Origin of the sequence: Psychromonas aquatilis, from assembly GCF_038155185.1 — a bacterium.
Taxonomy (GTDB): Bacteria; Pseudomonadota; Gammaproteobacteria; order Enterobacterales; family Psychromonadaceae; genus Psychromonas; species Psychromonas aquatilis.
The window spans coordinates 81,614-107,723 of the sequence record NZ_JBAKAZ010000003.1 but is presented as its reverse complement, the minus strand read 5'-3'; the positions used below and the strand labels follow the sequence as shown (position 1 = coordinate 107,723).

Annotated in this window: 25 protein-coding genes; 16 read left to right on the top strand and 9 right to left on the bottom strand. The window is 37.4% G+C overall.

The window, feature by feature from the left end:
* The coding region (gene tnpB, locus V6256_RS01450) for an IS66 family insertion sequence element accessory protein TnpB (protein ID WP_341596209.1) at positions 1-266 on the bottom strand (266 nt) is incomplete at its 3' end.
* A complete protein-coding gene (locus V6256_RS01445; RefSeq protein WP_341596208.1) occupies positions 263-604 on the bottom strand; it encodes an IS66 family insertion sequence element accessory protein TnpB in 342 nt (113 codons plus the stop codon). The genes V6256_RS01445 and tnpB, both read right to left, overlap by 4 nt.
* A 238-nt stretch (positions 605-842) precedes the next feature.
* On the opposite strand from V6256_RS01445, the gene V6256_RS01440 reads away from it, so the two are divergent.
* Positions 843-1,790: an NADPH:quinone reductase gene (locus V6256_RS01440; protein WP_341596207.1), complete on the top strand. Its 948-nt coding sequence runs from the start codon at positions 843-845 to the stop codon at positions 1,788-1,790.
* Between the two features lie 102 nt (positions 1,791-1,892).
* Here V6256_RS01440 and V6256_RS01435 read toward each other — a convergent pair whose 3' ends face one another.
* Genes V6256_RS01435 through V6256_RS01425 form a run of 3 tightly spaced genes read right to left on the bottom strand, consistent with a single transcriptional unit; the run spans position 1,893 to position 5,430 of the window.
* Positions 1,893-2,450 (bottom strand): PqiC family protein, encoded by a 558-nt coding sequence (locus tag V6256_RS01435; RefSeq protein ID WP_341596206.1) that lies wholly within the window; start codon positions 2,448-2,450, stop codon positions 1,893-1,895.
* On the bottom strand, positions 2,450-4,096 hold the full coding sequence (gene pqiB, locus V6256_RS01430) for an intermembrane transport protein PqiB (protein WP_341596205.1): 1,647 nt from the start codon (positions 4,094-4,096) through the stop codon (positions 2,450-2,452). The genes V6256_RS01435 and pqiB overlap by 1 nt, the downstream gene beginning before the upstream one ends.
* On the bottom strand, positions 4,093-5,430 hold the full coding sequence (locus V6256_RS01425) for a PqiA/YebS family transporter subunit (protein WP_341596204.1): 1,338 nt from the start codon (positions 5,428-5,430) through the stop codon (positions 4,093-4,095). The genes pqiB and V6256_RS01425 overlap by 4 nt, the downstream gene beginning before the upstream one ends.
* A 471-nt stretch (positions 5,431-5,901) precedes the next feature.
* On the opposite strand from V6256_RS01425, the gene V6256_RS01420 reads away from it, so the two are divergent.
* From V6256_RS01420 to V6256_RS01400, 5 genes are all read left to right on the top strand, one after another.
* Positions 5,902-7,032 carry an iron-containing alcohol dehydrogenase family protein gene (locus V6256_RS01420; protein ID WP_341596203.1) on the top strand — a complete coding sequence of 377 codons (1,131 nt, stop codon included), beginning with the start codon at positions 5,902-5,904 and terminating at the stop codon, positions 7,030-7,032.
* Between the two features lie 99 nt (positions 7,033-7,131).
* Positions 7,132-8,232 carry an ABC transporter ATP-binding protein gene (locus V6256_RS01415; protein WP_341596202.1) on the top strand — a complete coding sequence of 367 codons (1,101 nt, stop codon included), beginning with the start codon at positions 7,132-7,134 and terminating at the stop codon, positions 8,230-8,232.
* Positions 8,233-8,295: 63 nt separating this feature from the next.
* A complete protein-coding gene (locus V6256_RS01410) occupies positions 8,296-9,348 on the top strand; it encodes an ABC transporter substrate-binding protein (protein WP_341596201.1) in 1,053 nt (350 codons plus the stop codon).
* Between the two features lie 56 nt (positions 9,349-9,404).
* The gene (locus tag V6256_RS01405) at positions 9,405-10,643 is read left to right on the top strand and encodes an ABC transporter permease (protein ID WP_341596200.1); all 1,239 of its coding nucleotides are present in this window, start codon (positions 9,405-9,407) and stop codon (positions 10,641-10,643) included.
* Positions 10,644-10,646: 3 nt separating this feature from the next.
* Positions 10,647-11,498, top strand: coding sequence for an ABC transporter permease (locus V6256_RS01400; RefSeq protein WP_341596199.1), 852 nt, complete (start codon positions 10,647-10,649; stop codon positions 11,496-11,498).
* A gap of 42 nt (positions 11,499-11,540) precedes the next feature.
* On the opposite strand, the gene V6256_RS01395 is transcribed toward V6256_RS01400, so the two are convergent.
* Positions 11,541-12,455, bottom strand: coding sequence for a LysR family transcriptional regulator (locus tag V6256_RS01395; RefSeq protein WP_341596198.1), 915 nt, complete (start codon positions 12,453-12,455; stop codon positions 11,541-11,543).
* A 66-nt stretch (positions 12,456-12,521) separates the two neighbouring features.
* On the opposite strand from V6256_RS01395, the gene V6256_RS01390 reads away from it, so the two are divergent.
* Positions 12,522-13,892, top strand: coding sequence for an aminotransferase class III-fold pyridoxal phosphate-dependent enzyme (locus tag V6256_RS01390; RefSeq protein WP_341596197.1), 1,371 nt, complete (start codon positions 12,522-12,524; stop codon positions 13,890-13,892).
* 61 nt (positions 13,893-13,953) lie between these two features.
* Here the strand turns inward: V6256_RS01390 and ppk2 are convergent, their stop codons facing one another.
* Positions 13,954-14,826 (bottom strand): polyphosphate kinase 2, encoded by an 873-nt coding sequence (gene ppk2 / locus V6256_RS01385; protein ID WP_341596196.1) that lies wholly within the window; start codon positions 14,824-14,826, stop codon positions 13,954-13,956.
* Positions 14,827-15,039: 213 nt separating this feature from the next.
* On the opposite strand from ppk2, the gene V6256_RS01380 reads away from it, so the two are divergent.
* From V6256_RS01380 to V6256_RS01340, 9 genes are all read left to right on the top strand, one after another.
* Positions 15,040-15,654: a MarC family protein gene (locus V6256_RS01380; protein ID WP_341596195.1), complete on the top strand. Its 615-nt coding sequence runs from the start codon at positions 15,040-15,042 to the stop codon at positions 15,652-15,654.
* Positions 15,655-16,284: 630 nt separating this feature from the next.
* Positions 16,285-16,860: a TerD family protein gene (locus V6256_RS01375; protein WP_341596194.1), complete on the top strand. Its 576-nt coding sequence runs from the start codon at positions 16,285-16,287 to the stop codon at positions 16,858-16,860.
* Between the two features lie 96 nt (positions 16,861-16,956).
* Positions 16,957-17,559: a TerD family protein gene (locus V6256_RS01370; RefSeq protein WP_341596193.1), complete on the top strand. Its 603-nt coding sequence runs from the start codon at positions 16,957-16,959 to the stop codon at positions 17,557-17,559.
* A gap of 144 nt (positions 17,560-17,703) precedes the next feature.
* On the top strand, positions 17,704-18,783 hold the full coding sequence (locus V6256_RS01365) for a sodium:calcium antiporter (protein ID WP_341596192.1): 1,080 nt from the start codon (positions 17,704-17,706) through the stop codon (positions 18,781-18,783).
* A 181-nt stretch (positions 18,784-18,964) separates the two neighbouring features.
* A complete protein-coding gene (locus V6256_RS01360) occupies positions 18,965-20,083 on the top strand; it encodes a phosphoribosyltransferase domain-containing protein (RefSeq protein WP_341596191.1) in 1,119 nt (372 codons plus the stop codon).
* Positions 20,083-20,847: an HAD family hydrolase gene (locus V6256_RS01355; protein WP_341596190.1), complete on the top strand. Its 765-nt coding sequence runs from the start codon at positions 20,083-20,085 to the stop codon at positions 20,845-20,847. The genes V6256_RS01360 and V6256_RS01355 overlap by 1 nt, the downstream gene beginning before the upstream one ends.
* Positions 20,844-21,932 (top strand): cysteine protease StiP family protein, encoded by a 1,089-nt coding sequence (locus V6256_RS01350; protein ID WP_341596189.1) that lies wholly within the window; start codon positions 20,844-20,846, stop codon positions 21,930-21,932. Before V6256_RS01355 ends, V6256_RS01350 begins: the two co-directional genes overlap by 4 nt.
* A gap of 105 nt (positions 21,933-22,037) precedes the next feature.
* Positions 22,038-22,493: a tellurite resistance TerB family protein gene (locus V6256_RS01345; protein ID WP_341596188.1), complete on the top strand. Its 456-nt coding sequence runs from the start codon at positions 22,038-22,040 to the stop codon at positions 22,491-22,493.
* A 312-nt stretch (positions 22,494-22,805) separates the two neighbouring features.
* Positions 22,806-23,684, top strand: a complete 879-nt coding sequence (locus tag V6256_RS01340) for an AEC family transporter (RefSeq protein ID WP_341596187.1) — start codon at positions 22,806-22,808, stop codon at positions 23,682-23,684.
* Positions 23,685-23,759: 75 nt separating this feature from the next.
* Here V6256_RS01340 and V6256_RS01335 read toward each other — a convergent pair whose 3' ends face one another.
* On the bottom strand, positions 23,760-24,932 hold the full coding sequence (locus tag V6256_RS01335) for a zinc-binding metallopeptidase family protein (RefSeq protein WP_341596186.1): 1,173 nt from the start codon (positions 24,930-24,932) through the stop codon (positions 23,760-23,762).
* A gap of 150 nt (positions 24,933-25,082) precedes the next feature.
* A complete protein-coding gene (locus V6256_RS01330) occupies positions 25,083-25,895 on the bottom strand; it encodes an SHOCT domain-containing protein (protein ID WP_341596185.1) in 813 nt (270 codons plus the stop codon).
* Between the last annotated feature and the right edge of the window lie 215 nt (positions 25,896-26,110).

Genomic DNA, 26,110 nt, shown 5'->3' with positions numbered 1-26,110 from the left:
CTTAAGGTCATGGTTGGGGACGTTAGTTTAGGCCATTTGAACCTATTTTTATCTAGTCGCTTATACCACAGCGCAAAGCCAGTTTTATCCCAATAAAGGAGTTTGAGTTTATCCCGACCTTTATTACAAAAGACAAATAGTGCGCCATTAAACACGGGTAATTCAAGCTCAGCTTCCACCAACGCCGCCAGTCCATTAATCGATTTACGAAAATCGACGGCATCGGCACATAAATAAACGGTGGGCACATCGACAAACATCCTCATACTGCTAGCCCCTTAACGATAGCCACAATATCGGTTGTTGCTAAATCGACTGGCAGGGTAAGTTGGCCTGTACGCGTATCAAAATGTATGTTGTTTTGGTGAGTTTGAGCGCTGATTTCAGTGGTTTGTTTTACCTGGACAAAGCGCGATGCTGTGGGTCTTGGCGTTTGTGTTGGTAAAGGTGTTTTAGGCAAGCCCTCAGTCAATAAAGTGCGCTGTTTATAATAAGTGGTAATAGAGACATTATGGTGTTCGCAGAATTCAACATTAGTACCACTGAAATGGCTGCGTTGTTGAAAGAGTTGTTGCCACTGTGCGCTTGTTCTGTAAGTTTGCATTATCTGCTCCGAATTTATTATTGAGCAGATATTTTTAAACAATCAGAAAGTCGATACTAGGTGTGCTTTGCTAGACGCTTACTAATAAGAGGGATAACTCATTGCTTTGATTATTTATTTGAGCGGAGTATGCTTCTTCAATGATATTAATTTATTTTTTATGTTCCCTGCTTTAGATTAGATTCATGCTCTTTTTTAATGGAGCGTTATTTTTATTTTAATAATATAGGATGATGTAATGAGAGCGATACAAATTCAGCACCATGGCGATCAATTTCAATTAAACCAACCTCCACAATTAACAGCTGGAGAGGACGAGATCTTAATTTCAGTTAAAGCTGCAGGAGTAAATCCAGTTGATACATATATTGCTGCTGGTACAAACGGTTATAGCGCTGATTTCCCACATACTCCAGGTAAAGATGGTGCAGGTATCATTGAAGCATTAGGCGCTAAGGTAACTGGCTTTGAAGTAGGGCAACGTGTTTATTGTTCTGGCTCTAAAACCGGGACTTGTGCGAATATTATGCTAGCAGATCCTGAGCAAGTTTTTCCTTTGCCCGATAATATTAGTTTTGAACAAGGCGCTTGTTTAGGAACACCTTATGCAACTGCTTGGCGTGCTTTATTTATTCGTGCAAATTGTCAAGCAGGCGAAACGGTATTTGTACATGGTGCAAGTGGTGGCGTAGGTCTAGCTGCGATTCAATTAGCTAAAGCGGCAGGTTGCAAGGTCTTTGCTAGCGCAAGTAGTGAAGAGGGTAGAGCGCTCCTAAAACAGCAAGGAGCAGACCTTATCGTTGACCATAGTGATCAACAACACTACCAAGAAGTGATGCAGGCAGCGCCTGTTGATATCATCTTAGAAATGCTTGCTAATCAGAATTTAGGTGATGATCTACCTTTGTTAAATAGTGAAGGTCGAGTTGTCGTGATTGGTAGTCGAGGCACAGTTGAAATAAACCCACGTGATTTAATGTCTAAAGATGCTTGTGTCATGGGGATGTCAATGTTCAATGCTAGTCCAGCACAGCGTAAGCAAATTCATCAGGCTTTGTTTGCAAGTGCAGAAAAAGGCGAAATAAACCCAATCATTGCTAAGCGTTTTCAGTTAGCAGACAGTGCCGAAGCGCATGTTGCAGTGATGGAATCAGGTGCTACGGGTAATATTGTTATTAATATCTAAGTTTATTGACTTGGGGGCTATATTTAAAAGTAGGTTGGTACTCCCAATAAACTAGATTGTAATAAGCTAGTTATTTAGCTTATTACAATCAGTCACAGGTGGTTACAATTGCGTTGCTATTTGCGTAGACAAGTCATCTAAACCTTCCGATAAAGAAAGCACTAATTGATCATAACCCGTTTCTTTTAGTGGCTTTTCTATTGTGAAATACTCACTTTTAATCAATGCTCCTTTGGCATCAATTAATTGCCACTCACCACTCACTTCGGCATCTCCTGTATAAACACCATTAAACTTAGTTAAGCGTATTTGTAGCTGTGGTTGATTGTTTAATTGCAAAGCTGAATTCAGTTGCACTGGCCAATAAGTTGTTTGCTTGGCGCGTAATTTGCTGATCATGCTTTGATTGATTTGGGCCGATATTTTTTCTGCCCAGCGGTTTTGTTTAGCAACCACCACTTTAGTGTCTGATGTTCTATAAACCAAACCGACTTGATCTAAGTATTCTGCTAAGTTTGTTTTAACAATCAGTACTGGTGCCGTATTGGAAGCAGTGGGCGTTGTTATGTCTGCAGGTAACAGGAATAAGCCACTTTGTTGTTCTGGGTTACTACTACAACCTGCAATAAAAACAATTATTAAGATTAACCATTTTTTCATTAATTTTCTCGCTTAGCGGGTGTTGGGTCAGTTACTTCACTATCACCAAAGATCAGTGAATTTGGCTTGTCATTTATTTGTTTTAATACAGGCTGTAGCTCCAGCATTACCTGTTCAAATTTTGCTAATGTCTGCTGTAAATCATTGTACATTGTTGAGTCTGGATTAAAGCCTTCCAATGTTTTTTGCAGTTGTTGTATGCTTGCTTGGATATCAGATGGAATCGTTTGTGTAGACTCTTGAGAAACTAAGTCATTTAATTTCATGAATGTATCTTCAGCTGAAACAAGTGTGTTATTTAAAGAATCCATTGAGCGTGTCATTGAATTGACAACCTTATCCAATGGTAAACTATTCACTTTATTAAACAATAAAGAGACTTGCTCTTGAATGACTGCTAACTCACCTTTTTTGGTTGGGAATATGTTGTAGCCATTATGTTGAACCATTTTAAAGTCTGCCTTAGGCGTATCAAATTCAGTATCGATAAATAATGCGCCAGTGAGTAAATTACCATTTTTTAACTTACCCTTTAAGCCATTCTTAAAGTGTTCCTCAAAAGTCTCTAAGAAGCCGTCTAGTGATGCATTATTGCCTTGATCAAATAGCCTACCGAGTTCAATTTTAACAAGTACTTGAATTTTAACTGCTTTTGTATCTTCTTCCGAGAAGGTAACATTGTAAGGGGCTTGTAAAACAGTACCAATTCGAATACCTCGATATTCCACTGGCGCACCTGCTTTCAAGCCGCGGATACTTTCGTCAAACTCCATAATGAATGGCACATACTTTTTATAAAGTCCTTCTTTTACTTGCTCGTAATTATCGAAAAGAGGGCGTTTAACCAGTTTGTCTTCCAGTTGTTGCCCATTGCTCTCTCCTTCTGGAATCCCAAAAGTGACCCCGCCTGTAATAAAGCTTTGTAGGGAATCAACTTTAACATTAAAACCATCGGCATTTAGCTTTACATCAACACCTGAAGTTAACCAAAATTGCGAGTTAGAGAGTAATAGATCATCATAGGGTTCAAAGATAAATAACTGGTACGATGCCTTTTTTTCTTTTAGATCAAAGGATGTTTTTTCTACGCGGCCAACGGTAAAACCATTATAAGTTACCGGATCGCCTATGCTTAGTTTGCCTGCTTTTTTGTGGCTCAGTACTACACGCACTCCTTTACTGCTCAGTGGGGCGATTGGAGGCAGTTCTAATGCAGTAAAATCAAGTTGCTCAATATTCGACTCGCCTGGTTGGATTTGAATATAAGCACCTGACAAAATAGTATCTAAACCCGATACTCCTTCACTACCAATACGTGGCTTAACAACCCAAAACTGGGTTTTATCGTTAAGCATTCTTTCCGTGCCCTTGTTCATTTGAGCGGTTAATTTAATATGGTCGTAATCTTCACTGAGTGTAATATCGGTAACAATACCTACTTTTACATTTAATGATTTTATTTCTGTTTTACCAATATTGATGCCTTCTGCTGTAGGCATGATAATGGTGATCTCAGGTCCCTTTGAGTTAATGAACTGAAATAGCATCCATAAACCAATAAACAGTGCCAGAATTGGGACAATCCAAATAGCTGAAATGCGTTTTTGATGCTTAATATTAGCTGTTGCCTGATTCTCTTCACTCATTGTGTATTATCTCTTTTATCATTCGTTTTTCGAATTAACGTTGGTGATTGATGCCAAAGCATACGTGAGTCAAATAACATGGCTGAGAGCATGGTAAAAATGACAACGACTGCGAAGGAAAGGGCTGCAGGACCAGGGTAGATAGCCATTAGACTTTGTAATTGCACAAGTGCCACTAAAATGGCAACAACAAAGACATCGATCATTGACCAGCGACCAATAAATTCCGTTATTCGATATATTTTTAATTTTTGAATTGTATCTTTATCAGAGGGATTTCGCACTTTCTTCGCACTAATAAAAAGCCAAGTCAGGGCAAACATTTTGACTAATGGAATAAATACACTAGCAATAAAGATGATTGCAGCAACTGGATAAGAGCCAAGTTTCCATAATAGAATAACGCCCTCCATAATGGTTGATGGGCTACTTGTACCAAGGCTCACGGTATACATCATAGGGTAGAGGTTTGCCGGAATATAAAAAATCATTGCCGTGATCAGCAACGCCCATACTTTTTGTAAGTTCGCTTCCATATCGAAGTGATGTAAAGGGCTATCACAGCGTGAGCAGAGCGCTTTGTTTTCTGTTGTTACTGGGTTTATTTGGTGACAAACATGGCAACTCAAGTAGTTATCGGAATGGTGAATACTTATAGCCTTGTTGTTTGTGTCATTATTATTGCTATTGTGGTTGCTGTTACTTGGCAATGTTTTAGCTGGGATAAATTGTCCCCAGAGCCAGCTTTTATCTGCTAAAGAGACACATTTAACAACTAATACCGCATAGATACAAAAAGTAAAAAATGAGTAGCCAAGTGCGACATCAGCAAGGGAAGATATTTTTATCAGGCTAACCAGTACGCCAATCAGGAAAACATCCACCATGAGCCATGGTTCTATTATAAATAATAATTTACAGAGATGCTTAATATGGCTTTCTTTAATATTGTCTGAGGGTTTATTTCGGGCAGCCATAAAATACAGGTATAGCATTAAACTCATGTATAAAGCAGGCAAAATAATTACCGTGGTAAGGAGCAATATTGCCAGCAGTGAGTTTTGATATTGGTCGAGCATTTGTGCCGCATTAAGCAAGGTTATTTCTTGTGTTAATCCTTGATATGAGAATGACATAAAGGGAAAAGAAATACTAAGCAATAGCATTATCAAACAAGCTGAAGCGTATGCAATAGCGCGTTGATTTGGCCTAGCTATATTTTGGGTGAGCATGTGCTCACATCTTGGACAATGTGCTTTTTGCCCATCATGTAGCTCAGGAACTGTGATCACTAAACCACACTCCTCGCAGGAGATCATCAATTTAGTTGTCATTAGTGCGTATCTGTTTTCATTACTTTAATCGATTCGCTTATTTAATCAGCCCAGGAGACTAAGTATTTTGTAGCGCTTCATTGTGCTTTACCGTGAATGCAATAAGAAGCTATAAGCTTTAATAGTAACAGATGTATTTTTTTACATCCATCTTCTACTTCACTCACAAAAACTGGTTATTAAGATTAGTTTTTATGTAAAAAGAAGGGGATAACTGAATACATAATTTCAGCTAAGCTATTATTTTAAATGTTTCATAAATTTGTATGTTTACTTTGATAGTTTATTATTTATCAAACAAATTTATTTCCTTACAGTAAATACCCAAGTAACCAATGTATTAAAAAGAACTGATAGCGTTTTAGGTGAATGTTATACAGTTTTTGTATTGAGTTTTTTGTTGATAAGCTGCTATGTTGTTTATATTTAAAGCAATATTAATGTTACTAGCGCAAATTAAAGAGAGAAGAAATGAATTACAAATACCATATGCCAACCAAGGTCTTTTCTGGAAAAGATTGTATTGTTAATAATAGTGAAGTGTTTAAAAGTTTAGGTACAAAGGCAATGTTGGTAACGGGGCGTTCTTCTGCTAAAAAGAATGGTTCACAAGACGATGTGATTAAAGCATTGAAAGCAGAAGGAATAGAGTATGTTATTTTCGACCAAGTGATGGCTAACCCAACGATTGCTTGTAGCTACCAAGGTTCTGAATTTGCGAAACAACATGGCGTTGACTTCATTATTACTATGGGTGGCGGTTCGCCAATGGATGCAGCTAAAGCCATGGCATTATTGGCAAAACAAAACATAAAAGAAGAAGATCTGTTTAATGGTCAATATAGTCAGGATGTCCTGCCTATTGTGGCTGTTCCTACCACTGCTGGCACAGGCTCTGAAGTCACGCAATATTCAATTCTGACAAATGATGCAGTAGAAAGTAAAACCAGCATTGCATCTGAGTTAATTTTCCCTAAAGTCGCCTTTGTTGATGCTAAATATATGATGGGCTTACCGATAGCGACGACAGTGAACACCGCGGTGGATGCACTTTCCCACTCAGTTGAAGGCATGTTAAGTATACGCTCTTCAGTTGTTTCCGACGCTTTAGCCAAAGAAAGTATTAAGCTGTTTGTGAAATGTTGCCCTGTAATGTGTGAGGCAATTAAACAAGACGATCTTAGTCTGATTAACGAAAGCACTCGCTATGACTTAATGCAGTGTGCTGTTCTTGCAGGCATGGTTATCGCTCAAACAGGTACCACTGCCGGCCATGCAATGGGTTACTCCTTAACTTATTTTAAAGATATTGATCATGGTCGTGCCAATGGTTTGGTGTTACCGGGCTATATGGCGTTTGTTGAAAAGCAAAAGCCTGCACTAATTGCTGAGATCTTATCTGTTATGGGGATGACTCAATTAAGTGAGTTTAGAGACTTACTAGATGTACTACTTGGTGAAAGCGAACAAATATCTATCGCAGATGTTGATAAATATAGTGCCAAAGCGATGTTAACCGGCAATATCAAAGCGAATTGTAAAGTGGCACCAACAGAACAAGATGTTAAGTCTATTTTCATGGAAAGGTTTGATTTAGCTTAGGAGAAGCTAATTAAACATAGATTGGCAAAATCAGAAAAAATAATTTGAAAATATTAACAATTTGGATTTTTAAAGTGAATATCATCCAGTGAGGGATATATGAGCACGGATAGCGATAAATACGTACAGTTCAAAAAAGTTAAAAAGAGTTATGACCAAAGTAACTTAGTGGTTAAAGAGTTTAATCTTGATATTCGTAAAGGTGAGTTTGTTACTTTACTTGGCCCTTCAGGCTCAGGTAAAACAACTTGTCTAATGATGTTGGCAGGCTTTGAAGACGTAACCAGTGGGGAAATATTAGTTAATGGAGAGCCAATCACTGATGTTGCTCCTTACAATCGAAATATCGGCATGGTGTTTCAGCATTATGCGTTATTTCCTCATATGTCCGTGGCAGAAAATCTTGCTTATCCCTTAAATGTTCGAAAAATTGCAGAGGTCGAAGTTAAACGACGTGTCGCAGACTCTTTGGCGCTGGTGGAGTTAGAAGAGTTTGGGGATCGTTACCCTGCTCAGTTATCTGGTGGACAAAAACAGCGTGTTGCATTAGCGCGATCTTTAATTTTTGAACCTTCTATTGTGTTAATGGATGAGCCTTTAGGGGCGCTGGATAAGAACCTACGTGAGCAAATGCAATTTGAAATAAAGCGCTTACATGAAAAAATAGGTTTTACTGCTATTTATGTTACACATGATCAAACCGAAGCATTAACCATGTCAGATAGGATTGCAGTCTTTAATGAAGGGGTTGTACAACAATGTGCAAGTCCAGATACCTTATATGAAGAGCCTGCCAATGCATTTGTTGCCGACTTTATCGGTGAAAATAATAATATTCCTGCAAAAGTAATTGAACCTAATGGTAACTATTTTGAATTGCTACTAGGTGATAAGACACGTATCCGTGCTATCTCAAATAACGATTTACAAACAGGTCAAGAGTGTATTTTAACTATCCGACCTGAAAACTTGTTTATCGCTACACCCGCCTCTGAAAATGATAACAGCATTAAAGCGACGTTTATTACTCAGCTCTATGTTGGGGATTTTATCCGTTATTTCTTCAAGTTAGGTGATAAGACGGAAGTGTTAGTTAAAGCGCTTAATGATCATCAAGCACCACATTTTAAACCCGGCGAAAAAGCCACGTTAACGTGGTTTGCAACGGCGGGCTTGGCATTAGAAAAACCATCTAAATAACAGTATAAGTAATTGTTATTTAAAATGAAGTGTATTTTTAATCATGATATATAAGGAAGTAATATGAACTGTAAAAAAATAGCAGCACTTCTGTTAGCAGGTACATGTAGTACCTATGTAGCAGCAGAAAAATTTACCGCTGTCTCGTTTGGTGGGGCCTATGGTGAAACCCAGCAAAAATATATGATTGAGCCTTTTATGGAAGAAACAGGCCATGAAATACTGTTTGAAAATTATTCTGGTGGTATTGCCGAATTAAAAGCACAAGTCGAAAGTGGTAATGTACTTTGGGATGTGATGGATATTGAAGTAATCGACTTAGAGCGAGCTTGTTCTGAAGGTTTGTTAGAAACTTTCCCAATGGATACGCTGCCTGACGGTGATGATGGTACTCCAGCAGCAGAGGATTTCTCAGAAGCTGCTTTAGCTAACGAGTGTGGTGTAGGTAATATCGTTTGGACTGTACTGTTTGCGTACAATCATGACACTATTAAAGGTGGGCAACCAACCACTGTTGCAGATTTATTTGATACGAAAAAATTCCCGGGTAAACGTGCGTTACGTAAACGTCCACAAGTTAATATGGAATGGGCATTAATCGCTGATGGCGTTGCCAAAGAAGATGTTTATACAATGCTTGAAACGGAAGAGGGTCAACAACGTGCGCTTGATAAATTAGCGACTATTAAAGATGACATCATTTGGTATGACTCATGGTCACAAGCACCTCAATTATTAAATGACGGTGGTGCTGTGATGGTTCAAGTTGCTAATGGACGTATTTTTGATGCTATTCGTAGTGAAGGTAAACCATTTGAAATGGTTTGGGATAGCCACTTATATGACCTAGATGTATGGGCGATTGTAAAAGGCTCTAAACATAAGAAAGTAGCTGAAGAATTTATTCGTTTTGCGACTGGCTCTAAACCGCTATCTAGTATGCCTTTAGTTGCTTATGGTCCAACCCGTGAATCCTCTTATCAGTACGTTGATAAAGAAGTTATTCCAATGTTGCCATCATCGCACCTTGATGAAGGGCTGAAAGCCTCTAGTGAATTCTGGGCTGATTACGGCGAATCATTAGGTGAAAAATTTAATGAATGGTTATTAAAATAAACCAAGACGTTAATAAAGTAACTTAAATATCTTAACTTGAAGACAAGGAGTCATCGATGTCAGCGCACCTTAGCATTGAAGAGATAGCCCATAGCCAAAAACAACTTAGGCGTAAAAAATTAAAGTTATTTGCGTTCACGCTACCACTTTTATGTTTTGTGACGCTGGCATTCCTTGCTCCTATTGCCACTATGCTTTACCGCAGTGTCTATAATCCAAGTGTCTCTCAGTTGATACCTAAGACATTGGTACAAATGGAGCAATGGAAAACCGTTTCTGGGAAAATGCCACCGGCAGAAGTATTAACAACGTTCAGCTTGGAATTACGCGAGTTAGCTATTAGTCGTGAGTCTGGGAAGCTTGCAGAGGAAGTCAATCGCGTTATTCCCGGATCTTCAAGTTTAGTTAAATCCAGTGCGCGTAAAATTAAACGGTTATCCGTTGAAGCATTAACTGAAGGGCAGGGCCAGCAGCTTTTAGCATTACATAAAAAATGGAATAACCCATTATTATGGTCAGGCATTAAAGCCCAAGGGAGTGTTTGGACGGATCGTTATTATTTAACCGCCACGGACCTTACTCGTAATCAAATGGGTGAAATAGAATCCAGAGATACACAAATCTATTTAAAACTGTATTGGAGAAGTTTACGAATAGCGTTATTAATTACGTTATTAACCGCAATACTGGCTTTTCCTCTCGCTTATTACTTAGCCAATACTAGTGCGAAAAAAGCTAACATCTTATTGGTTTTTGTTTTACTGCCTTTTTGGACTTCATTACTGGTACGTACAACATCTTGGATTGCACTGTTGCAGACCAATGGGGTGATTAATTCTACCTTGCAGTTTTTAGGGATAATTAATCAACCGATAGAAATGCTGTATACCGAATTTGCAACGATTATTTCCATGACCCATATTTTATTACCGTTTATGGTGTTGCCACTTTACAGTGTTATGAAAAGTATTGATCCAAGTTACTTTCGTGCTGCATTGTCATTGGGTTCAAAGCCAATGCCAGCTTTCTTCAAAATTTACTTTCCAATGACGTTACCAGGCTTAAGCGCCGGTGCTTTATTGGTATTTATTATCTCTATTGGTTATTACATTACACCTGCATTAGTGGGCGGAACCGATGGCCAAATGATTAGTAACATTATCGCCTTTCACATGCAGTCCTCGAATAACTGGGAGCTAGCAGCGGCATTAAGTAGCTTGATGCTAGGTGTGATTATATTGTTGTATTGGATCTATGACCGATTTGTCGGTATCAATAACATTAAGTTGGGCTAAATTATGTCACGATTTCCGCGTTATTATACGCCATTACAGAAACTAGGTGCGCTGAGCCTTTCTTCTTCAGCTTATATGGTTTTAGCATTTTTAATGCTGCCAATTATTATCATTATTCCATTATCGTTTAATGCTGAACCCTTTTTTACATTTACAGATGGTATGTTGGCATTAGATCCTGAAGCTTACTCCATGAAGTGGTATGCAGAAATATTATCAGACGATAAGTGGATATTAGCGATTCAAAATAGCTTTTTCATTGGCATTTGTGCCACCATTATCGCAACATTTTTTGGGACGTTAGCAGCCGTTGGTATGAGTCATTCGGATATGCCTTTTCAGCGCGCTATTATGGCCTTGTTATTATCTCCTATGATAGTGCCGCTGATTATCACTGCTGCTGGGATGTTCTTTTTCTACACGCAGCTTAATCTAGCCGGTAGTTATTTGGGGATTATTATTGCCCATGCTGTTTTAGGCACGCCTTTTGTGATTATTACAGTGAACGCTGCCCTAGCCGGTTTTGATTATTCCTTAGTGAATGCTTCCCAAGGGTTAGGCGCAAAGCCGACTTATACTTTTTTTAAAGTGGTTATGCCATTAATTAGACCAGGTGTTATATCAGGTGCCTTATTCGCTTTTGTTACCTCATTTGATGAGGTGGTGGTGGTGTTATTTATGGCGGGCCCAGAGCAACGTACTATACCAAGACAGATGTTTTCTGGACTTCGTGAACAAATCAGCCCGACTATTCTCGCTGTGGCAACATTACTTGTGATTGTGTCAGCATTGTTATTATTAACAATTGAATACTTAAGATCTCGCGCAGAACGTATACATAGTGGTGAATTATAAGCTTTTAAGTACGCGATATATTAGATAATATCGCGCATTTAATCATCCGCTTATTCTGACTTTTGCGAGTTCATCAATAAACTGTTTCACTACCCGGGTTGGCTTAGGTGATTTTCGATGGATTGCTGTAAATTCACAAAAGTAACTAAATTTAGGGTTATCTAACTTCTTCAGCTGGCCATTAGTTTCCATGATTTTGGCGAAATGCTCTGGTAAAAATCCAATATATTGACCAGAGCGAATTAAGGTGGCAATGCCTTCTTGATTACTCGCTGCAGAAGATTTAACTAGGCCCAATGCGTTACCTTGTTCCATATTCGGACTACTAAACGTTAAACCTGCATAGCGTTGTTCTTTAATGACTTTATCGCTAATAGCCCCTTCAAAATTAAATAATTGATGACCTTGGCCACAATATAAAAACATCTGCTCACCAAAAATAGGCATATATTCTAAGCTAGCAGAACGGCGCTGCGGTGGGATAATGCCAATGTGGTAACGACCTTCAATAACGCCTTTTTCAATTTCGTTAATTGGTACAACATGAATATCAATTGCTACGTTAGGGGCTTTTTTTGCGTATTCACCAATGGCTTTATTTACTTGGCATTCAGAGTTGGTTGTTGTGGTGTCAAACATGGCAATGACAAGGCGGCCTGTTAAGCTTTGGTGTAAATCATTTACTTCATGTTTAAAGTCTTCCATAGACAGAAATAAACGTAATGCAGAAGCGTAAATCTGGGTGCCTTCATTGGTGAGTGAAAAGCCTGCTCTTCCTCGATGACAAAGTACCATTCCTAGCCTAACTTCTAAGTCTTTTAAGTGTCGACTAATGGTTGAACGACCAATATTAAGCTCCATTTCAGCAGCGCTTAATCCACCACTATCTACTACAGATATAAAAACACGTAATAGACGAATATCCATATCCGACAACTGCCCGAGAAATGCTTTCATTGTTTCATAAACTCATATGTTTAGTTTGATAGGTTTTAATTTATCAAACTTATGGATTTGATTAAAGTGAATTCATTAATAGCAGTAGCGACAGTTAAAGAGGAAGTTAAAATGAAAGGAAGTGACATTCAAGCTAAACAAAAAAAATACAGCCTGCAATCTTGGAGTGCGCAAAAGAACACTGCGCCGATTCCTGTAGAAAAAGCAGAGGGAATGTATTTTTGGGATTTTGAGGGTAATCGATATTCAGATATGTCTTCACAGTTAGTTAATTTAAATATTGGCTTTGGAAATAAGGCTGTTAATCAAGCGATTAAAGATCAAGTTGATCAATATTGTTTTTTATCGCCCGCTTATGCTGCGGAATCAAGAGCCAATCTAGCTGAAAAAGTAATTAGTGTAATGCCTGATAATATAAGCAAAGTGTTTTTTACAAATGGAGGCTCTGACGCTAATGAAAATGCTGTAAAAATTGCGCGTATGTTCTCTGGGAAGTTTAAAGTATTTAGTCGCTACAGAAGTTATCACGGTTCTTCATTTGGAGCCGGAAATTTAACTGGGGAACCACGCCGTTATGCACTGGAGCCAGGAGCACCGGGTTTTATTAAATTTTTTGACCCGTATATTTATCGTGAAGCGATTGAGTTTACATCGGAAGCGGATGCAACAGCCTATTATTTAACAAAACTTAAAGAGCAAATTATTTACGAAGGGGCAAATAACGTTGCTGCCATCGTTTTGGAAACTATTACTGGTTCAAATGGTGTGATTATTCCACCGGCAGGTTATTTGCCTGGCGTAAGAGCGATTTGCGATGAGTTTGGTATTTTAATGATTTGTGATGAAGTGATGACAGGTTGGGGGCGAACAGGAAAAATTTTTGGTTTTGAAAACTTCGATGTTAAACCCGATATCATTACTTTTGCAAAAGGAGTGACTTGCGGTTATGTACCGATTGGTGGTGTTGCAGTGAGTAAAGAGATTGCAGACTACTTTGATGATAACTATTTATCTTGTGGCTTAACCTATAGCGGCCATCCATTAGCTTGTGCAGCAGGGCTGGCAACCATTAACTTTTACCAAGAAGCAAAGATATTAGACAATGTGAATGCGGTGGGGAAGGTGTTGGCTGAAACACTTGAAAAATTAAAAGAAAAACATGCTTGTGTTGGAGATGTCAGGTATATCGGATTATTTTCTGCGATTGAGTTAGTTAAGAGTAAGGAAAGCAAGGAAGCCTTAGTCCCTTATGGCAAAGATCCAGAGGGAGTTATGCCGAAAATATTGGGGATGTTAAAAGCAAAAAAATTCATGACATATTTCCATGAAAATATGCTGATTGTTGCTCCTCCATTAATTATTACGGCGGCACAATTAACAGAAGAGATGGAAAAAATGGATGAGGTGCTCACCCAAGTTGATCAAACCTTCTTATAATGCCATCAACGGATACAAGGTATCCGTTGATATTTTTGGGGGTTGTTAATCTTAGAGCTTGTTAGGTGTGTTGGCTGATAACAATATTTCTGTCTAGTTCACCAATCAACTTTTGATTTTTATCTGGGTAATCAAATTGACTGAGTAGATAACGAATAGCGTGAACTCGTGCTCGGCGTTTATCATTTGAGTTTATGGTTACCCAAGGTGTTGATTTTTTATCAGTAAATTTAAACATATCATCACGTGCAGCTGCATATTCATCCCATTTATCCAGTGCCTGTATATCCATTGGACTTAACTTCCATTGTTTTAATGGGCTACTCATACGCTCATGAAAGCGGCGTAACTGCTCAAGCTTATCAACAGTAAACCAGAATTTAACCAGTACAATATCAGACTCTACTAACATACTTTCAAGTAACGGTGCTTGTTGATAAAAATGAGCAAGATCGTTTTCTGAGCTGAAGTTCATAACGCGCTCTACGCCCGAACGGTTGTACCAGGAGCGATCAAAAAAGACGATTTCGCCTTCTGTGGGAAAATGCTTAATATAACGTTGAAAATACCACTGGCCTTGTTCTCGGTCATTGGGTTTTGCTAGGGCCACAACTTTAGCAAAACGAGGGTTTAAATATTCAGTGAATCGTTTAATTGCACCGCCTTTACCTGCTGCATCTCTGCCTTCACAAATAATTACCAAGCGTTTACCTTTTTTCAGGAAATCATCTTGTAGCTTAACCAGTTCAATTTGTAGGTTATTTAAATCGGCTTCATATTGCTTTCGATTAAGGCGTTTCGAGTAAGGAAAGTCGCCTGCGTCATGAAGCAATTTAATGCTTTGTTTAGTCGATAGTGGGGTGCTGGTATCTTCGTTTATAATCAGCTGGTGGTATAGTTCACATGCTTCCTCAATCTCTTTTCTATTTTTCATTATGCAGATTCCCTTCATAATAAATGAGTTGTTTTATTACTATACACTATGCATTACCTTGTAAAAGGCTTGCTTTTTATCAATTGATAGAGGTTATTAATATGTATCTTAATAAGTTGTTTATTTGTAACGATTGTAGGTGCAGTTTAGTATGGTCATTAATTAAAGCCCTCTATTAGGGTGTCATTAGTGTAAGTCTATAAGGTTGGTTCAATGGAAAGTACATTCTCAATATTTTCAACTGCCGTTTTGATCTTTTTTATTTTAGATCCCTTCGGTAATGTGCCTTTAATTTTAAGTATTTTAAAAAATATAGATAAACAAAGGCACTCAAAAATTATTATTCGTGAGATGTTAATTGGTTTATTTATATTAGTAACTTTTTTATTTTTTGGAGAGCAGTTTTTAAGTCTATTTCATCTCGAAACACAAGCGATAACAATTGCTGGTGGCATTATTTTCTTTGTCATTGCTTTGAAAATGATTTTTCCAGATCCCAATGGTAGCGATATGTTTGCTGTTAAAAAAGGTGATGAGCCACTAGTTGTCCCTATTGCCATTCCGATGATCGCCGGTCCCGCTGCTTTAGCCACATTATTGGTTTTAGCTAAAACCAATACTGATCATTCAGGCGCTTTATTAGTCTCTCTTCTCCTAGCATGGTTAATGACGGCTATTGTATTGCTTTGTTCACCTAAGCTTTACAAGTTGCTAAAAGAAAAGGGGTTAACAGCGTTGGAGCGACTAATGGGAATGTTACTACTTATTATGTCCGTACAAATGTTCATTGACGGCATACGCGCTTTATTACCTTCTTTTCATTCCTAATAAAGTGAAGGGAGATAACGGTGAGTTAATCGCTCCGGAGGCTGGCTGTTATTTGAATAGGTTTGTTCTCATCATTAATAGCTTTTTTGATCGTTGAAATTAAGTTTTCTTAACGGCATAAAAAGTGAGTTTCATAAAGTGATGACGATAATATTTCATTTTATTATCAATTTAATTTCTTAGCAGCGGCGCAAATTTAGCCCCGCTAAAAAGAAGGAACTGATCGCTTTTAAAATTTGTGATTAATCGTTAAATTTTACTAGCATCTACCTCTGGGCGTATTGTTAACTATTTGTTTTGTCATCTTTATTTAATTTATTTTAAATAGTAAGAGAATATTGTCTTTTTAAAATCCTACGGTTAGTAATAAATTTTTATTTAGCAGCCTAATCATGACCTACCTATCGTATTTATCATTTAATTTTGAACTATCAGTTTTTTTATCTGACTTAATATGTCATGATAGACTTATTATGACGTACTAAAAGAATACAAAATAAGCAGGTGGGTTGATTTTTGTAGTTTACCCTCCATGTATTAAATATTGGGTAAGGTTTTTGATTGCTTGCCCTCAACGTTTCGCGCTGAATCATTCAGTAATATTAATAGATATATTTTAAGGAAATGTAAATGGCTGTTTCATTACAAAAAGGTGGGAATGTCTCACTAGAAAAAGTAGCACCTGGTATGACGAAATGTTTACTTGGACTTGGTTGGGACTCTAGAGCAACCGATGGTGCCGATTTCGACTTAGATGCATCAGTATTTTTATTAAATGCAGAAGGCAAAGTGAAAGCTGATAACGGCTTTATCTTTTTCAACAACTTAGTTTCTGAGTGTGGTTCTGTTGAGCACACTGGTGATAACTTAACTGGTGAAGGTGAAGGGGATGATGAGCAAGTTAAAGTTGATCTTTCAAAAGTTCCTTCAGATATTACTAAAATCATTGTTTCTGTAACGATTCACGAAGCTGAATCAAGAAAGCAAAACTTTGGTCAAGTATCTAATGCATTTATCCGTATCGTAAATGAAGCGACTAATGAAGAAGTGGTTCGTTACGACCTATCTGAAGATTACTCTATTGAAACTGCACTTATTTTTGGTGAACTTTACCTACATAACGGTAGCTGGAAATTTAAAGCAATTGGTCAGGGTTTTGAAGGTGGCTTAGGTCCTCTAGCTCGCCAATATGGCGTTGCTGTTTAATACTTGGTTATGTAGTTAATAATTAAAATATCAATCAAAAAAGTTGAAGTAAGTTATTGCTTCAACTTTTTTAATCACTAAAAGAAGGGTTTTAAAATGGCAATTTCATTACAAAAAGGTCAGAAGATTAGCCTAGAAAAATCTAACGGTTCAAGCTTAACTAACCTTTGCGTTGGTGTGAACTGGGGCGCAATTACTAAAAAAGGTTTCTTTGGAACCAAAACAGTTGCTGTCGATTTAGATGCGAGTTGTGCTGTATTTGATGCCAACAAAAAGTTATTAGATGTTGTTTATTTTGGAAAATTACAAAGTACTGGTATCCAACATTCAGGTGATGATCGTACCGGTGATACCGATGGCGATGATGGACTAGATAACGAAGTTATTAATGTTAAATTACCGCAATTACCTGCTGCTGCCGATCAAGTTGTTTTTGTTTTAAACTCTTTTTCTGGTGATGACTTTAAAACAATTCCTTTTGCTTCTATTCGTTTGTATGAAGGCACACCTACACAGGTTAACTCTATTCATGCCGTTTACGATATTGCTAATGATGAAAAATTTGCAGGTTCAGTATCTATGGTACTAGGCAAGTTATACAAGCATAACGGTAATTGGAAGTTTTCAGCAATTGGTGAAACAACAAAAGATAAGAAACTAGAGCAAACTGTTAAAACAGTTGAAACTGCTTACTTATAATTTAAAAGTTATACAGCGATATTACTAAGGCTGGCTGCATCTATTAATTAAAATTTATACTACTGTGTAGTTAGCTTAGTCATTAACTTATTAATGTAATAGCCGCTAATGATAGCGATAGCATTGCGTTATTGGAGAGATATTTTGGAATCATTACTTCCATTTTTATACATTTTTTTATCATGTTATTTATTAAAATATGCATGTGATACATTTGAGCAAGCTGCCGGATATTTAGGGCGTAACTTCCCACCTGGTGTCAAAGGTGCAACGGTTAATGCAATCGGGTCAAGTATGCCTGAAATGTGTGTTGTTATCGCTTGTTTGTTCTGGTTTGATGATCCATCTCTTGTAATGGTTGCATTAGGTGTAACAGCGGGATCTGCGATTTTTAATGGTTGTGTTATTCCTGCTCTATCAATCATTATGGCAAAAGATGAAGATGGTAAATCAGTTGATCATATTGAGCTTGATAAACGTGTTTTATTACGTGATGTTTTTTGGGTTTTAACCGCTGAAATTGCGTTAATTGTTTGTCTTGGTTTTAATCACTTTACCATTGGTATGGCGGTTATTTTAAATGTTATCTACTTCCTTTATGCAGTGCATTTATACATTGATGCAAAAAGGCATGTTGGTGAAGATGATGAAGAATATGAGTATGAAGAAATTGAAGATAAAGGGTTCTTGCTAAATCTATGTTCTTTTAACTTCAACGCAATCATATTCTCGAATCGTGCTTTCACGCTAAGTAGTGCGCTACTTGTTATTACATTAGCAGTGGCTATTATTTCTGGTGCATCTCATATCTTAGTAGAAGGTGTGCTAGGAAGTGCGTCAGTGTTAGGTGTTCCTGAGTTCTTTGCTGGTTTAGTCTTTGGTGCGGCAGCTTCGTCAGTACCTGATTTAATTTTATCAGTTAAAGATGCACAAAAAGGTGAATATGAAGATGCTGTTGCTAACCCGTTAGCATCGAATACTTTCGACACAACAGTGGCTTTTGCATTACCGTTATTAGCATGGTTCTTAATTAATGGCGTTGACTCATTACCACTGGTTAATGATGATAATTTAACTATTCTTCGTTGGTCTATTGTTGGTGTTACCTTTGCCGTTGCAGCGAGCTTATTATTTAACTATAAAAAAGTAACTAAGACAGTTGCTTACTTTTTACTTACCTTGTTTGCTGTTTGGGCTGCAAGTATGTACTTTGTTATTCAATAAGTTATATTAATGGGGTTGTTGTTCAACCCCATCTTAACTACCCAGTCAGCCTTTCAATTGCTAATATTAATTAATTTTAAACTAGCTCAACAGACTATTAATATTTGATATTAATAGCTTACAAATAGTTTACCCTGTTAAAACAGCTCAGATACTTCTTATCGATGTTGGAAGGGCAACTATGACGATTATATTTAAAAATGTAGGTGAATTGTCATTGCAATATCTAAAGCATGTTTATGACATTAAAGCGGGTACGCTTTTGTTACAAACAAAAGAAAACAGAGAAACGTTAGATAGTATCGTCGGATTTGCTTGTCGTGAAAATCCTAAGCGACATTTCATATTAATTAACAAATTAATTGGTCGTTATACTCCCACTGCTCCAAGCCTGATGCGAGCTACTTACAATAAATTAGCTGAAAAAATTGGATCTGGCACAGGTTGTTATGTTGTTAGTTTTGCTGAGGCTGCTACCGGCTTAGGTGCTGGTGTTGCTGATAGCCTAGCAAGGGCGCAAAATGAACCGGTGTATTTTCAACATACCACTCGTCATAAATTAGAGCAAGAACTCTGGTTTACCGTTGATGAGGCCCATAGTCATGCCGTTAATCATATGTTTTATAAACCAAGTGATGATTTATATAATGAAATAATTAAATCTAAAAAGTTGATTATTATTGATGATGAAATCACCACTGGCCGCACCATCAAAGTATTTTTATCTAAAATATTGGCATTTTTACCGGATCTAGAAGAGGTTGTGATCACCTCTATTGTAGATTTGATGGATCAAAATAATCAGTTACAAACATTAGATGTAGCTGTGCCTATTCGTTATGTATCATTATTGAAGGCGAATATCTCTCTGCAAAAAGACCCGAGTTTTAATCCTAGCTTGCCTACTAAAGTTAACGCCGGTTTAGATCATTCTGCTTCAATTGCGAGTGTTGGAAGGTGTGCTTTACGGATGCCGTATAATAAATGCTTAAACGCCATTAAAAGCGAACAATCAACGTTGGTTATTGCTGATGGAGAACATCAGTATATTCCTTTTTTGTTAGCTGAAGAGCTGGAAAAAAAGGGCGTTGAAGTGGCATTTCAAGCCATTAATCGTTCACCTATTTTAGTGTGTGATGAAATTGTTAATAAAGTCAAAATAGCGGCGAAAGCCGAGCAAACAGAACATTATCTATATAATTTTTTCCCCGAAAATAAATCCGTATTTGTTATCAGTGAACATGAGTACGATGGATTATTATTCTCTGAAAAAATTCAATACCACGAATGGAGAGGCTAATGAGCATTGCTTCTCGTTTAATTGTGTTTACCGATCTAGACGACACCTTGTTTCAAAGTGTTAAAGGTGAAGTCTCATCAGATGCTATTGAAGCAACGGTGGATGTAGATGGTAAACCCTATGCCTATTCTTCTATACAACAACAAAAATTACTATCTGTGATGGTGAAAGCCGATGCCACTATCATTCCGGTAACAGGACGTAGAACGAGTTCATTTTTAAATTGCCGATTACCAGACGTTATGAACAATGAATATGCGATCGTTTCGCATGGTGCCGTTATTCTAGATAAGCAACGTGTTGTTTTAAAAGAGTGGCGTGAATTTCTGACAACGACATACTCGTTAGCAAATTGGGAAAAAGAATTAACCTCCCTGTATCAAAAGCTATATGACGACTTCATTGAAGATCAAAACGTCAGAGTAAGGTTGATTATTGATCAAGGCATCACGGCTTATATTTGTATCAAGATTAATAAAGTAGGGTATCTACCTGAGAAGTCTAAGCAACTTAGCAAGCTACTTAATAGTGAGTTAAAAACGGGGATGTTATTACATGGAAATGGTAGGAATTTCGCATTATTAGCTCCCTATGCACAAAAAAAAGTGGCGGTTTCGTTTTTAAAAGCAAAGCTGAATATTAATGAATCTGATACGGTTTTTGCGATTGGTGATAGTGATAGTGATTTGCCATTTATGAAGGATGCAAACTTTTTAATTATTCCTCAACAAGCACAAATCCTGAAAGGAGAGGCTGGGAAATGAAACAACCCTTAATTGGAAGTTATTCACAAGACGATTGTTTATTTTTGTTAAAAGAGATCGAGCCTGATTTCTATACGGTAGAACATAAAGAAAAGCTAATTCAATCAGGAAAGCTGCATTATTCACAAATGGTAAGCCAAGAGAGTAAACCCAGTGATGAATATGAGCAGCTATTCTTATCATTAATGAAAAAGTATAAACAACAGTTAGCCACTGAAATCCTACAGTTATCACACCTAATTGCAGAAAAAATTCAGCAGCCAGTTTGTGTTGTTTCCTTAGTACGAGCGGGCACTCCTATTGGGGTGTTGGTGAATAGAGCGTTAAATCAATTTTCTGAGTTTGATTCTGTTCACTATTCTATTAGCATCGTGCGTGACAAGGGGATAGATATTAATGGGTTAGACTATTTATTGAATGACCTGAATATTCCCCCAGAAAGTATTGTTTTCATTGATGGTTGGACCGCTAAAGGCGTAATAACCAAGGAGTTAAAGGCTGCTATTCAGGATTATAATCAACAACATAATGTCGCAATGAGTGATGACTTATATGTTGTTTCAGATATTGGCGGGACAGCTGATCATTCCGTTACTTTAGATGACTATATTATTCCTAGTGCTTTAATGAATTCAACAGTTAGCGGCCTTATTAGTCGTTCTGTGATTAATGAACAAATTCATGAAGATGACTTTCACGGTTGTATCAGCTATCAACATCTTCAAGAGTATGATTATTCTAATTGGTTTGTGGATCAAGTTTCAGCGTGTTTTGAGCAACAACAGTATAAAGCGCCTGTTTTAATTACTAGTGAGCAACGCAACACACGCTATCAACAAACACAACAGTACATTAAAAAGCTAATGCAAGACTTTCAAGTAAGCGACATTAACCGAGTTAAGCCAGGCATTGCTGAAGCAACACGTGTTATGTTACGTCGCGTGCCTGATTTGCTTTTAGTCAAAGATAAGCTGAATCCTAATATTGCACATTTAATCCGTATTGCGAATGAAAAGGGCATTAAGATAACTGAATTAGATGATATGCCCTTTGGTGCTTGTGCTTTAATTAAAGATGTGAGGTAAACTCAATCAAGTTGTGGTTGATAAAGTTAAGATAAACCCCTATATCAATAAGGTGTGGGCAGTTTCGTAAGTTAAATTTTATTAGATTAAATTTTGGAGAAGAAGATGAGCTTTTGGAATAATATAAAAGAAAAAATGAGCGATGCTAATGACAGCTTGCAAAAGAATATTGGTCAATTTAAAAATAAAAAATTTGCCGATGCATCGATGGCAATTTGTGCTTTAGTCGCAGCAGCAGATGGCGAAATCGATGCTGATGAGCGCCGTAAAACAGCCGCTTTCATTATGTCTAATGATACGTTAAAAGTGTTTGATGCAAGTGAGCTAAAAGAAAAATTCGATTTCTTCTGTAATAAACTAGAAGCGGATTATGACTTTGGTAAAATCGATGCAATCCAAGCATTAGGTGCACTAAAAGGTAAATCAGAACAGGCAAGAGCTTGTATTCAATTAGGCATCATTATTGGTAGTGCAGATGGTGACTTTGATGCTGATGAGAAGAAAGCAATTAAAGACGCTTGTAATGCTGTAGGCATTGCACCTTCTGAATTCGATCTATAATAGTTTAAGCTTAAAACACATATGTACTTCTAATAAGGTTTATCTACTAAATAGAAAGGCGTTTTAGCTTGAACAGATAGTCTATTACAGCGCTTGAATAGCGCTGTAATCTTATCCCAACCAGTTATCCACATCCCACCATATTGCTTATCAAACTTTTGACATGGCTATGATTCTTTACTGCAATCTAAAATAATATTTATGCTATTCTTCAGTGAGATTTTAATCTCTTTTATCCATATATTTGCCCTTATTTTTCTGTTTATGAGTCATATTAAATAGGAAAGTTGATGCTATTGTTTAAGGAAAAACATGTTATCTCAGGTTGTTAGTATACTCTTTCCTGTTTTTGCGCTTGCTTTCGTGGGCTATTGTGTAGGTCGTTGGGTAAAGCCTGATTTTGGTCCGATCAACCATTTAAATATGGAGATTTTTATACCTGCACTTGTTTTTGCGTCGTTGGGGGCAATGCCCTTGGAGATGGAGCAGGCTCCTTTATTAATAGCTTCATTCATTGCGGTTTTCTTGCCAGGTCTATTGATGATCCCGTTATCTCGAATATTTAATTTGCGCTACCGAGTTTGGGCGCCTTTACAAATGTTCCGCAATAGTGGCAATTTAGCTATTCCTTTATTTACCTATACTTTTGGTGATATTGCTCTCGCCCCTGCGGTTCTTTTATTTGTTGTTTCTTCTTGCGCTCATATCTGTATAGGTCAGGCGATACTGAGTCAAAGCAATCCAATAAAGCAAGTTATTAGCTCTCCTATGGTATTAGCGGCATTGGCTGCACTTATTCTCAATGTGAGTGGGATAGGGTTATGGGAGCCTTTGTATGAAGCCAGTTATCTATTAGGACAAGCAGCGATTCCGGTTATGTTGATCTCATTGGGCGCGCAAATGTGTAACCTTCGTCTTGATGGTTTAAAAGTTGGTATTTCATGTTCTTTATTATCATTATTTACTGGCGCGATAACCTTCACTATTGTTTATTTTCTAGTACCGTTACCGACAATGCATGTACAAATGTTGTTGTTATTTACTATGCTGCCGCCTGCGGTGATGAATTATATGCTTGCAGAGCGTTTTAATATGGAACCAGATAAAGTGGCGGCGATGGTATTACTGAGTAATTTTTTCAGTATTGCTACTTTACCCATTATTTTAATGGTGACGTTATCATTGACATAAGCAATGGCGTATTTGATTAGTGCTACATAAGCGCACCAGAAACTGCTTTGCTGAATCTGGTGTGCTAATTTCGTTTTATGATGCTTTATTGTTTGTGAGAGGCGGTAATAAATTAATACGATTATGTATTGCATGATGAATAAATGACAGCTTAGTGCGTACTGATTGTGTCAGCACAAATGGATAAGCGTCAGGCAATCCCATGCTTCGGTTCAGCGAGTTTAAAATAATTGAAAACTCCATCCATTTATCTAAAATATCAGTAATAGATGTCTGCGCATAAAAGTAAAAAGAATCTTGAGGTAGATTTAATTTCTCAGGATCTTCTTTATCTGCTTCACTGCCACTTGTAGAGCCAGTAAAAGAAAAGTTTTTAGCCGTTTCTAGTGTGTCAATAATATGCATGTAATGCGCCCAAGTTTCAGCCCAATCTTCATATGGGTGCATAGTCGCATACTCACTAATAAAGTGCTGATGCCAGTTTGCAGGCGCGCCATTTTTATAATGTGTGTCTAACGCTTCTTGATAATCTAATTGGTCATCACCGAAGTATTCTTTACATAAAGCATGTTTTTTAGGGAAGTTAAAAATCAGCTGATCAAAATAATAATGGCCTAATTCATGACGGAAGTGGCCAAGCAAAGTACGATAACGTTCGCCCATTGCCATTTTGGTTTGAGAGCGGGCAACATCATCGGCTTCGGCTAGGTTAATTGTAATATGTCCGCAATTATGGCCTGTAAAAACAGGGGCTTGTCCTTTTAATGGCGTGGTAAAATGGTCATTAACATCTCTATCGGTAATAAAATCAAAACTTAATCCGTTTTCAGGATCTTGTTTGGTGGTTTTTAGAGGCACTGACAATGCTTTGAGAGTATATAAAGCGCGTCGCTTTGCTGTTTCCATTTTTTTCCATAGTGGAATATGCTTTTCAATGGTCAAGTCAGGTACGGTTTCATTAAATTGGCAAGAAAAACAAAGGATCTCTTCACTATTAGGGTCTGGTACAAAAGTACTCAAGTTAACCATGCTGTTACAAACATTGTAACGTGCATTATTATCACATTTTTTATAATGTACTTTAGGCTCTGCTGCTTTAAAAAATAAGCCGGTTTTTTGATCTAACTCGTAAGGCTCTACTTGATCAAAGTCGTCATCTAAGCCAACAGTTCTGCCACATGCAAGACAATGACTACTTTCAAAAAATAAGATGAGATTTTCTTTACAGTTACACTTAAATGTTTTCATTATTGATACCAGATGTTAAACAGAGAGCATTAATGCCGATGCTAATTTTGAAAGGATATTATAGGTGAAGTTTTAGACTATCACACCAAAGCAGTACATGCTTTATCTGTTTGGGTGTGATTAAGTCTATAATTAACGGTTTAATTTTTATTAAATTCGTTTTAACAGTTCAGATTTTTTAGTATTAAATTCATCTTCACTTAATGCGCCGATATCACGGAGTTGAGCGAGTTTCTCAATGATACCTAATGTTTCAGTGACGGAGAATTGGGTCGTTGTCGCTTGATTAGTGTTTACTTCAGCAACGTCAGGTTGATTGGTTTGCATATTATAATCAGACTGATTAGGGACCATAGGCCCTACAGCTTGTAGATATTGAGGCTCTGCAAAGTTTTGTTGTGGAGCTGGCTGAATTTCACCTTGGCCTGAAATAATAGGTAAACTATCGACGCTGATTGTTCCCCATTGGCTATTAAAACTTAATGATGTATTGCCACCTTGTTGTTGGCTAACACCACCGATATTATGATCTAAGGTGTCATAAATAGTAACTTGCCCATTTAATTCAACAGCTAGACGATTGGGGAAAACCGCATAGCGAATATTGTTTTGTGCACCACTGCTAAATGGAAGCCCAAGATCACCTGGCCACCATTGACTGCTACCTGGAGTGCCTGCTGGAATGACAGGAAAAATTTGTTGAGTGTTGATAATATTAGCAAGTTCATTACATAGGTTATCAACAGTATTTTTTAAACCATTGTTAAACATATCACCTACCATGGTCATGCCACCTCGCATCCATTGTCCCGAACCACCTAATTCTGGACAATTGAATTGAGCCATGGAACAGCCACCGTTATTAACCGCAATCAGCATATGTAATACTGCATCCTGACTGAGGCCGTATCGCGATGCGATTTCAGCGACTAAATTAGCGCCGACGTCGGTAAGCTTTTGCATAAACATGTGTCCTATTTAATTGGATAAAGATAAACCGCTTGTTTTATATTGATAGGCTTGTTAGTTTTAATACAAAGGCGGTTAAAAATTATCCTACTATAACACTATTGTTACCTCGATACGTGGCTTTCTTACTAAGTATTTTATGAAAAAAGTGATTACGTTTGTTTTACAATGAGTTGCTATTAATCCATAGAGGATAGCAGTTATGGTGA

What these genes read in the sequence shown, in the direction of transcription:
- V6256_RS01445 (WP_341596208.1), bottom strand. Translation starts at nt 604, where the DNA reads ATGCAAACTTACAGAACAAGCGCACAGTGGCAACAACTCTTTCAACAA.
- V6256_RS01440 (WP_341596207.1), top strand. Translation starts at nt 843, where the DNA reads ATGAGAGCGATACAAATTCAGCACCATGGCGATCAATTTCAATTAAAC.
- V6256_RS01435 (WP_341596206.1), bottom strand. Translation starts at nt 2,450, where the DNA reads ATGAAAAAATGGTTAATCTTAATAATTGTTTTTATTGCAGGTTGTAGT.
- pqiB (WP_341596205.1), bottom strand. Translation starts at nt 4,096, where the DNA reads ATGAGTGAAGAGAATCAGGCAACAGCTAATATTAAGCATCAAAAACGC.
- V6256_RS01425 (WP_341596204.1), bottom strand. Translation starts at nt 5,430, where the DNA reads ATGACAACTAAATTGATGATCTCCTGCGAGGAGTGTGGTTTAGTGATC.
- V6256_RS01420 (WP_341596203.1), top strand. Translation starts at nt 5,902, where the DNA reads ATGAATTACAAATACCATATGCCAACCAAGGTCTTTTCTGGAAAAGAT.
- V6256_RS01415 (WP_341596202.1), top strand. Translation starts at nt 7,132, where the DNA reads ATGAGCACGGATAGCGATAAATACGTACAGTTCAAAAAAGTTAAAAAG.
- V6256_RS01410 (WP_341596201.1), top strand. Translation starts at nt 8,296, where the DNA reads ATGAACTGTAAAAAAATAGCAGCACTTCTGTTAGCAGGTACATGTAGT.
- V6256_RS01405 (WP_341596200.1), top strand. Translation starts at nt 9,405, where the DNA reads ATGTCAGCGCACCTTAGCATTGAAGAGATAGCCCATAGCCAAAAACAA.
- V6256_RS01400 (WP_341596199.1), top strand. Translation starts at nt 10,647, where the DNA reads ATGTCACGATTTCCGCGTTATTATACGCCATTACAGAAACTAGGTGCG.
- V6256_RS01395 (WP_341596198.1), bottom strand. Translation starts at nt 12,455, where the DNA reads ATGAAAGCATTTCTCGGGCAGTTGTCGGATATGGATATTCGTCTATTA.
- ppk2 (WP_341596196.1), bottom strand. Translation starts at nt 14,826, where the DNA reads ATGAAAAATAGAAAAGAGATTGAGGAAGCATGTGAACTATACCACCAG.
- V6256_RS01380 (WP_341596195.1), top strand. Translation starts at nt 15,040, where the DNA reads ATGGAAAGTACATTCTCAATATTTTCAACTGCCGTTTTGATCTTTTTT.
- V6256_RS01375 (WP_341596194.1), top strand. Translation starts at nt 16,285, where the DNA reads ATGGCTGTTTCATTACAAAAAGGTGGGAATGTCTCACTAGAAAAAGTA.
- V6256_RS01370 (WP_341596193.1), top strand. Translation starts at nt 16,957, where the DNA reads ATGGCAATTTCATTACAAAAAGGTCAGAAGATTAGCCTAGAAAAATCT.
- V6256_RS01360 (WP_341596191.1), top strand. Translation starts at nt 18,965, where the DNA reads ATGACGATTATATTTAAAAATGTAGGTGAATTGTCATTGCAATATCTA.
- V6256_RS01355 (WP_341596190.1), top strand. Translation starts at nt 20,083, where the DNA reads ATGAGCATTGCTTCTCGTTTAATTGTGTTTACCGATCTAGACGACACC.
- V6256_RS01350 (WP_341596189.1), top strand. Translation starts at nt 20,844, where the DNA reads ATGAAACAACCCTTAATTGGAAGTTATTCACAAGACGATTGTTTATTT.
- V6256_RS01345 (WP_341596188.1), top strand. Translation starts at nt 22,038, where the DNA reads ATGAGCTTTTGGAATAATATAAAAGAAAAAATGAGCGATGCTAATGAC.
- V6256_RS01340 (WP_341596187.1), top strand. Translation starts at nt 22,806, where the DNA reads ATGTTATCTCAGGTTGTTAGTATACTCTTTCCTGTTTTTGCGCTTGCT.
- V6256_RS01335 (WP_341596186.1), bottom strand. Translation starts at nt 24,932, where the DNA reads ATGAAAACATTTAAGTGTAACTGTAAAGAAAATCTCATCTTATTTTTT.
- V6256_RS01330 (WP_341596185.1), bottom strand. Translation starts at nt 25,895, where the DNA reads ATGCAAAAGCTTACCGACGTCGGCGCTAATTTAGTCGCTGAAATCGCA.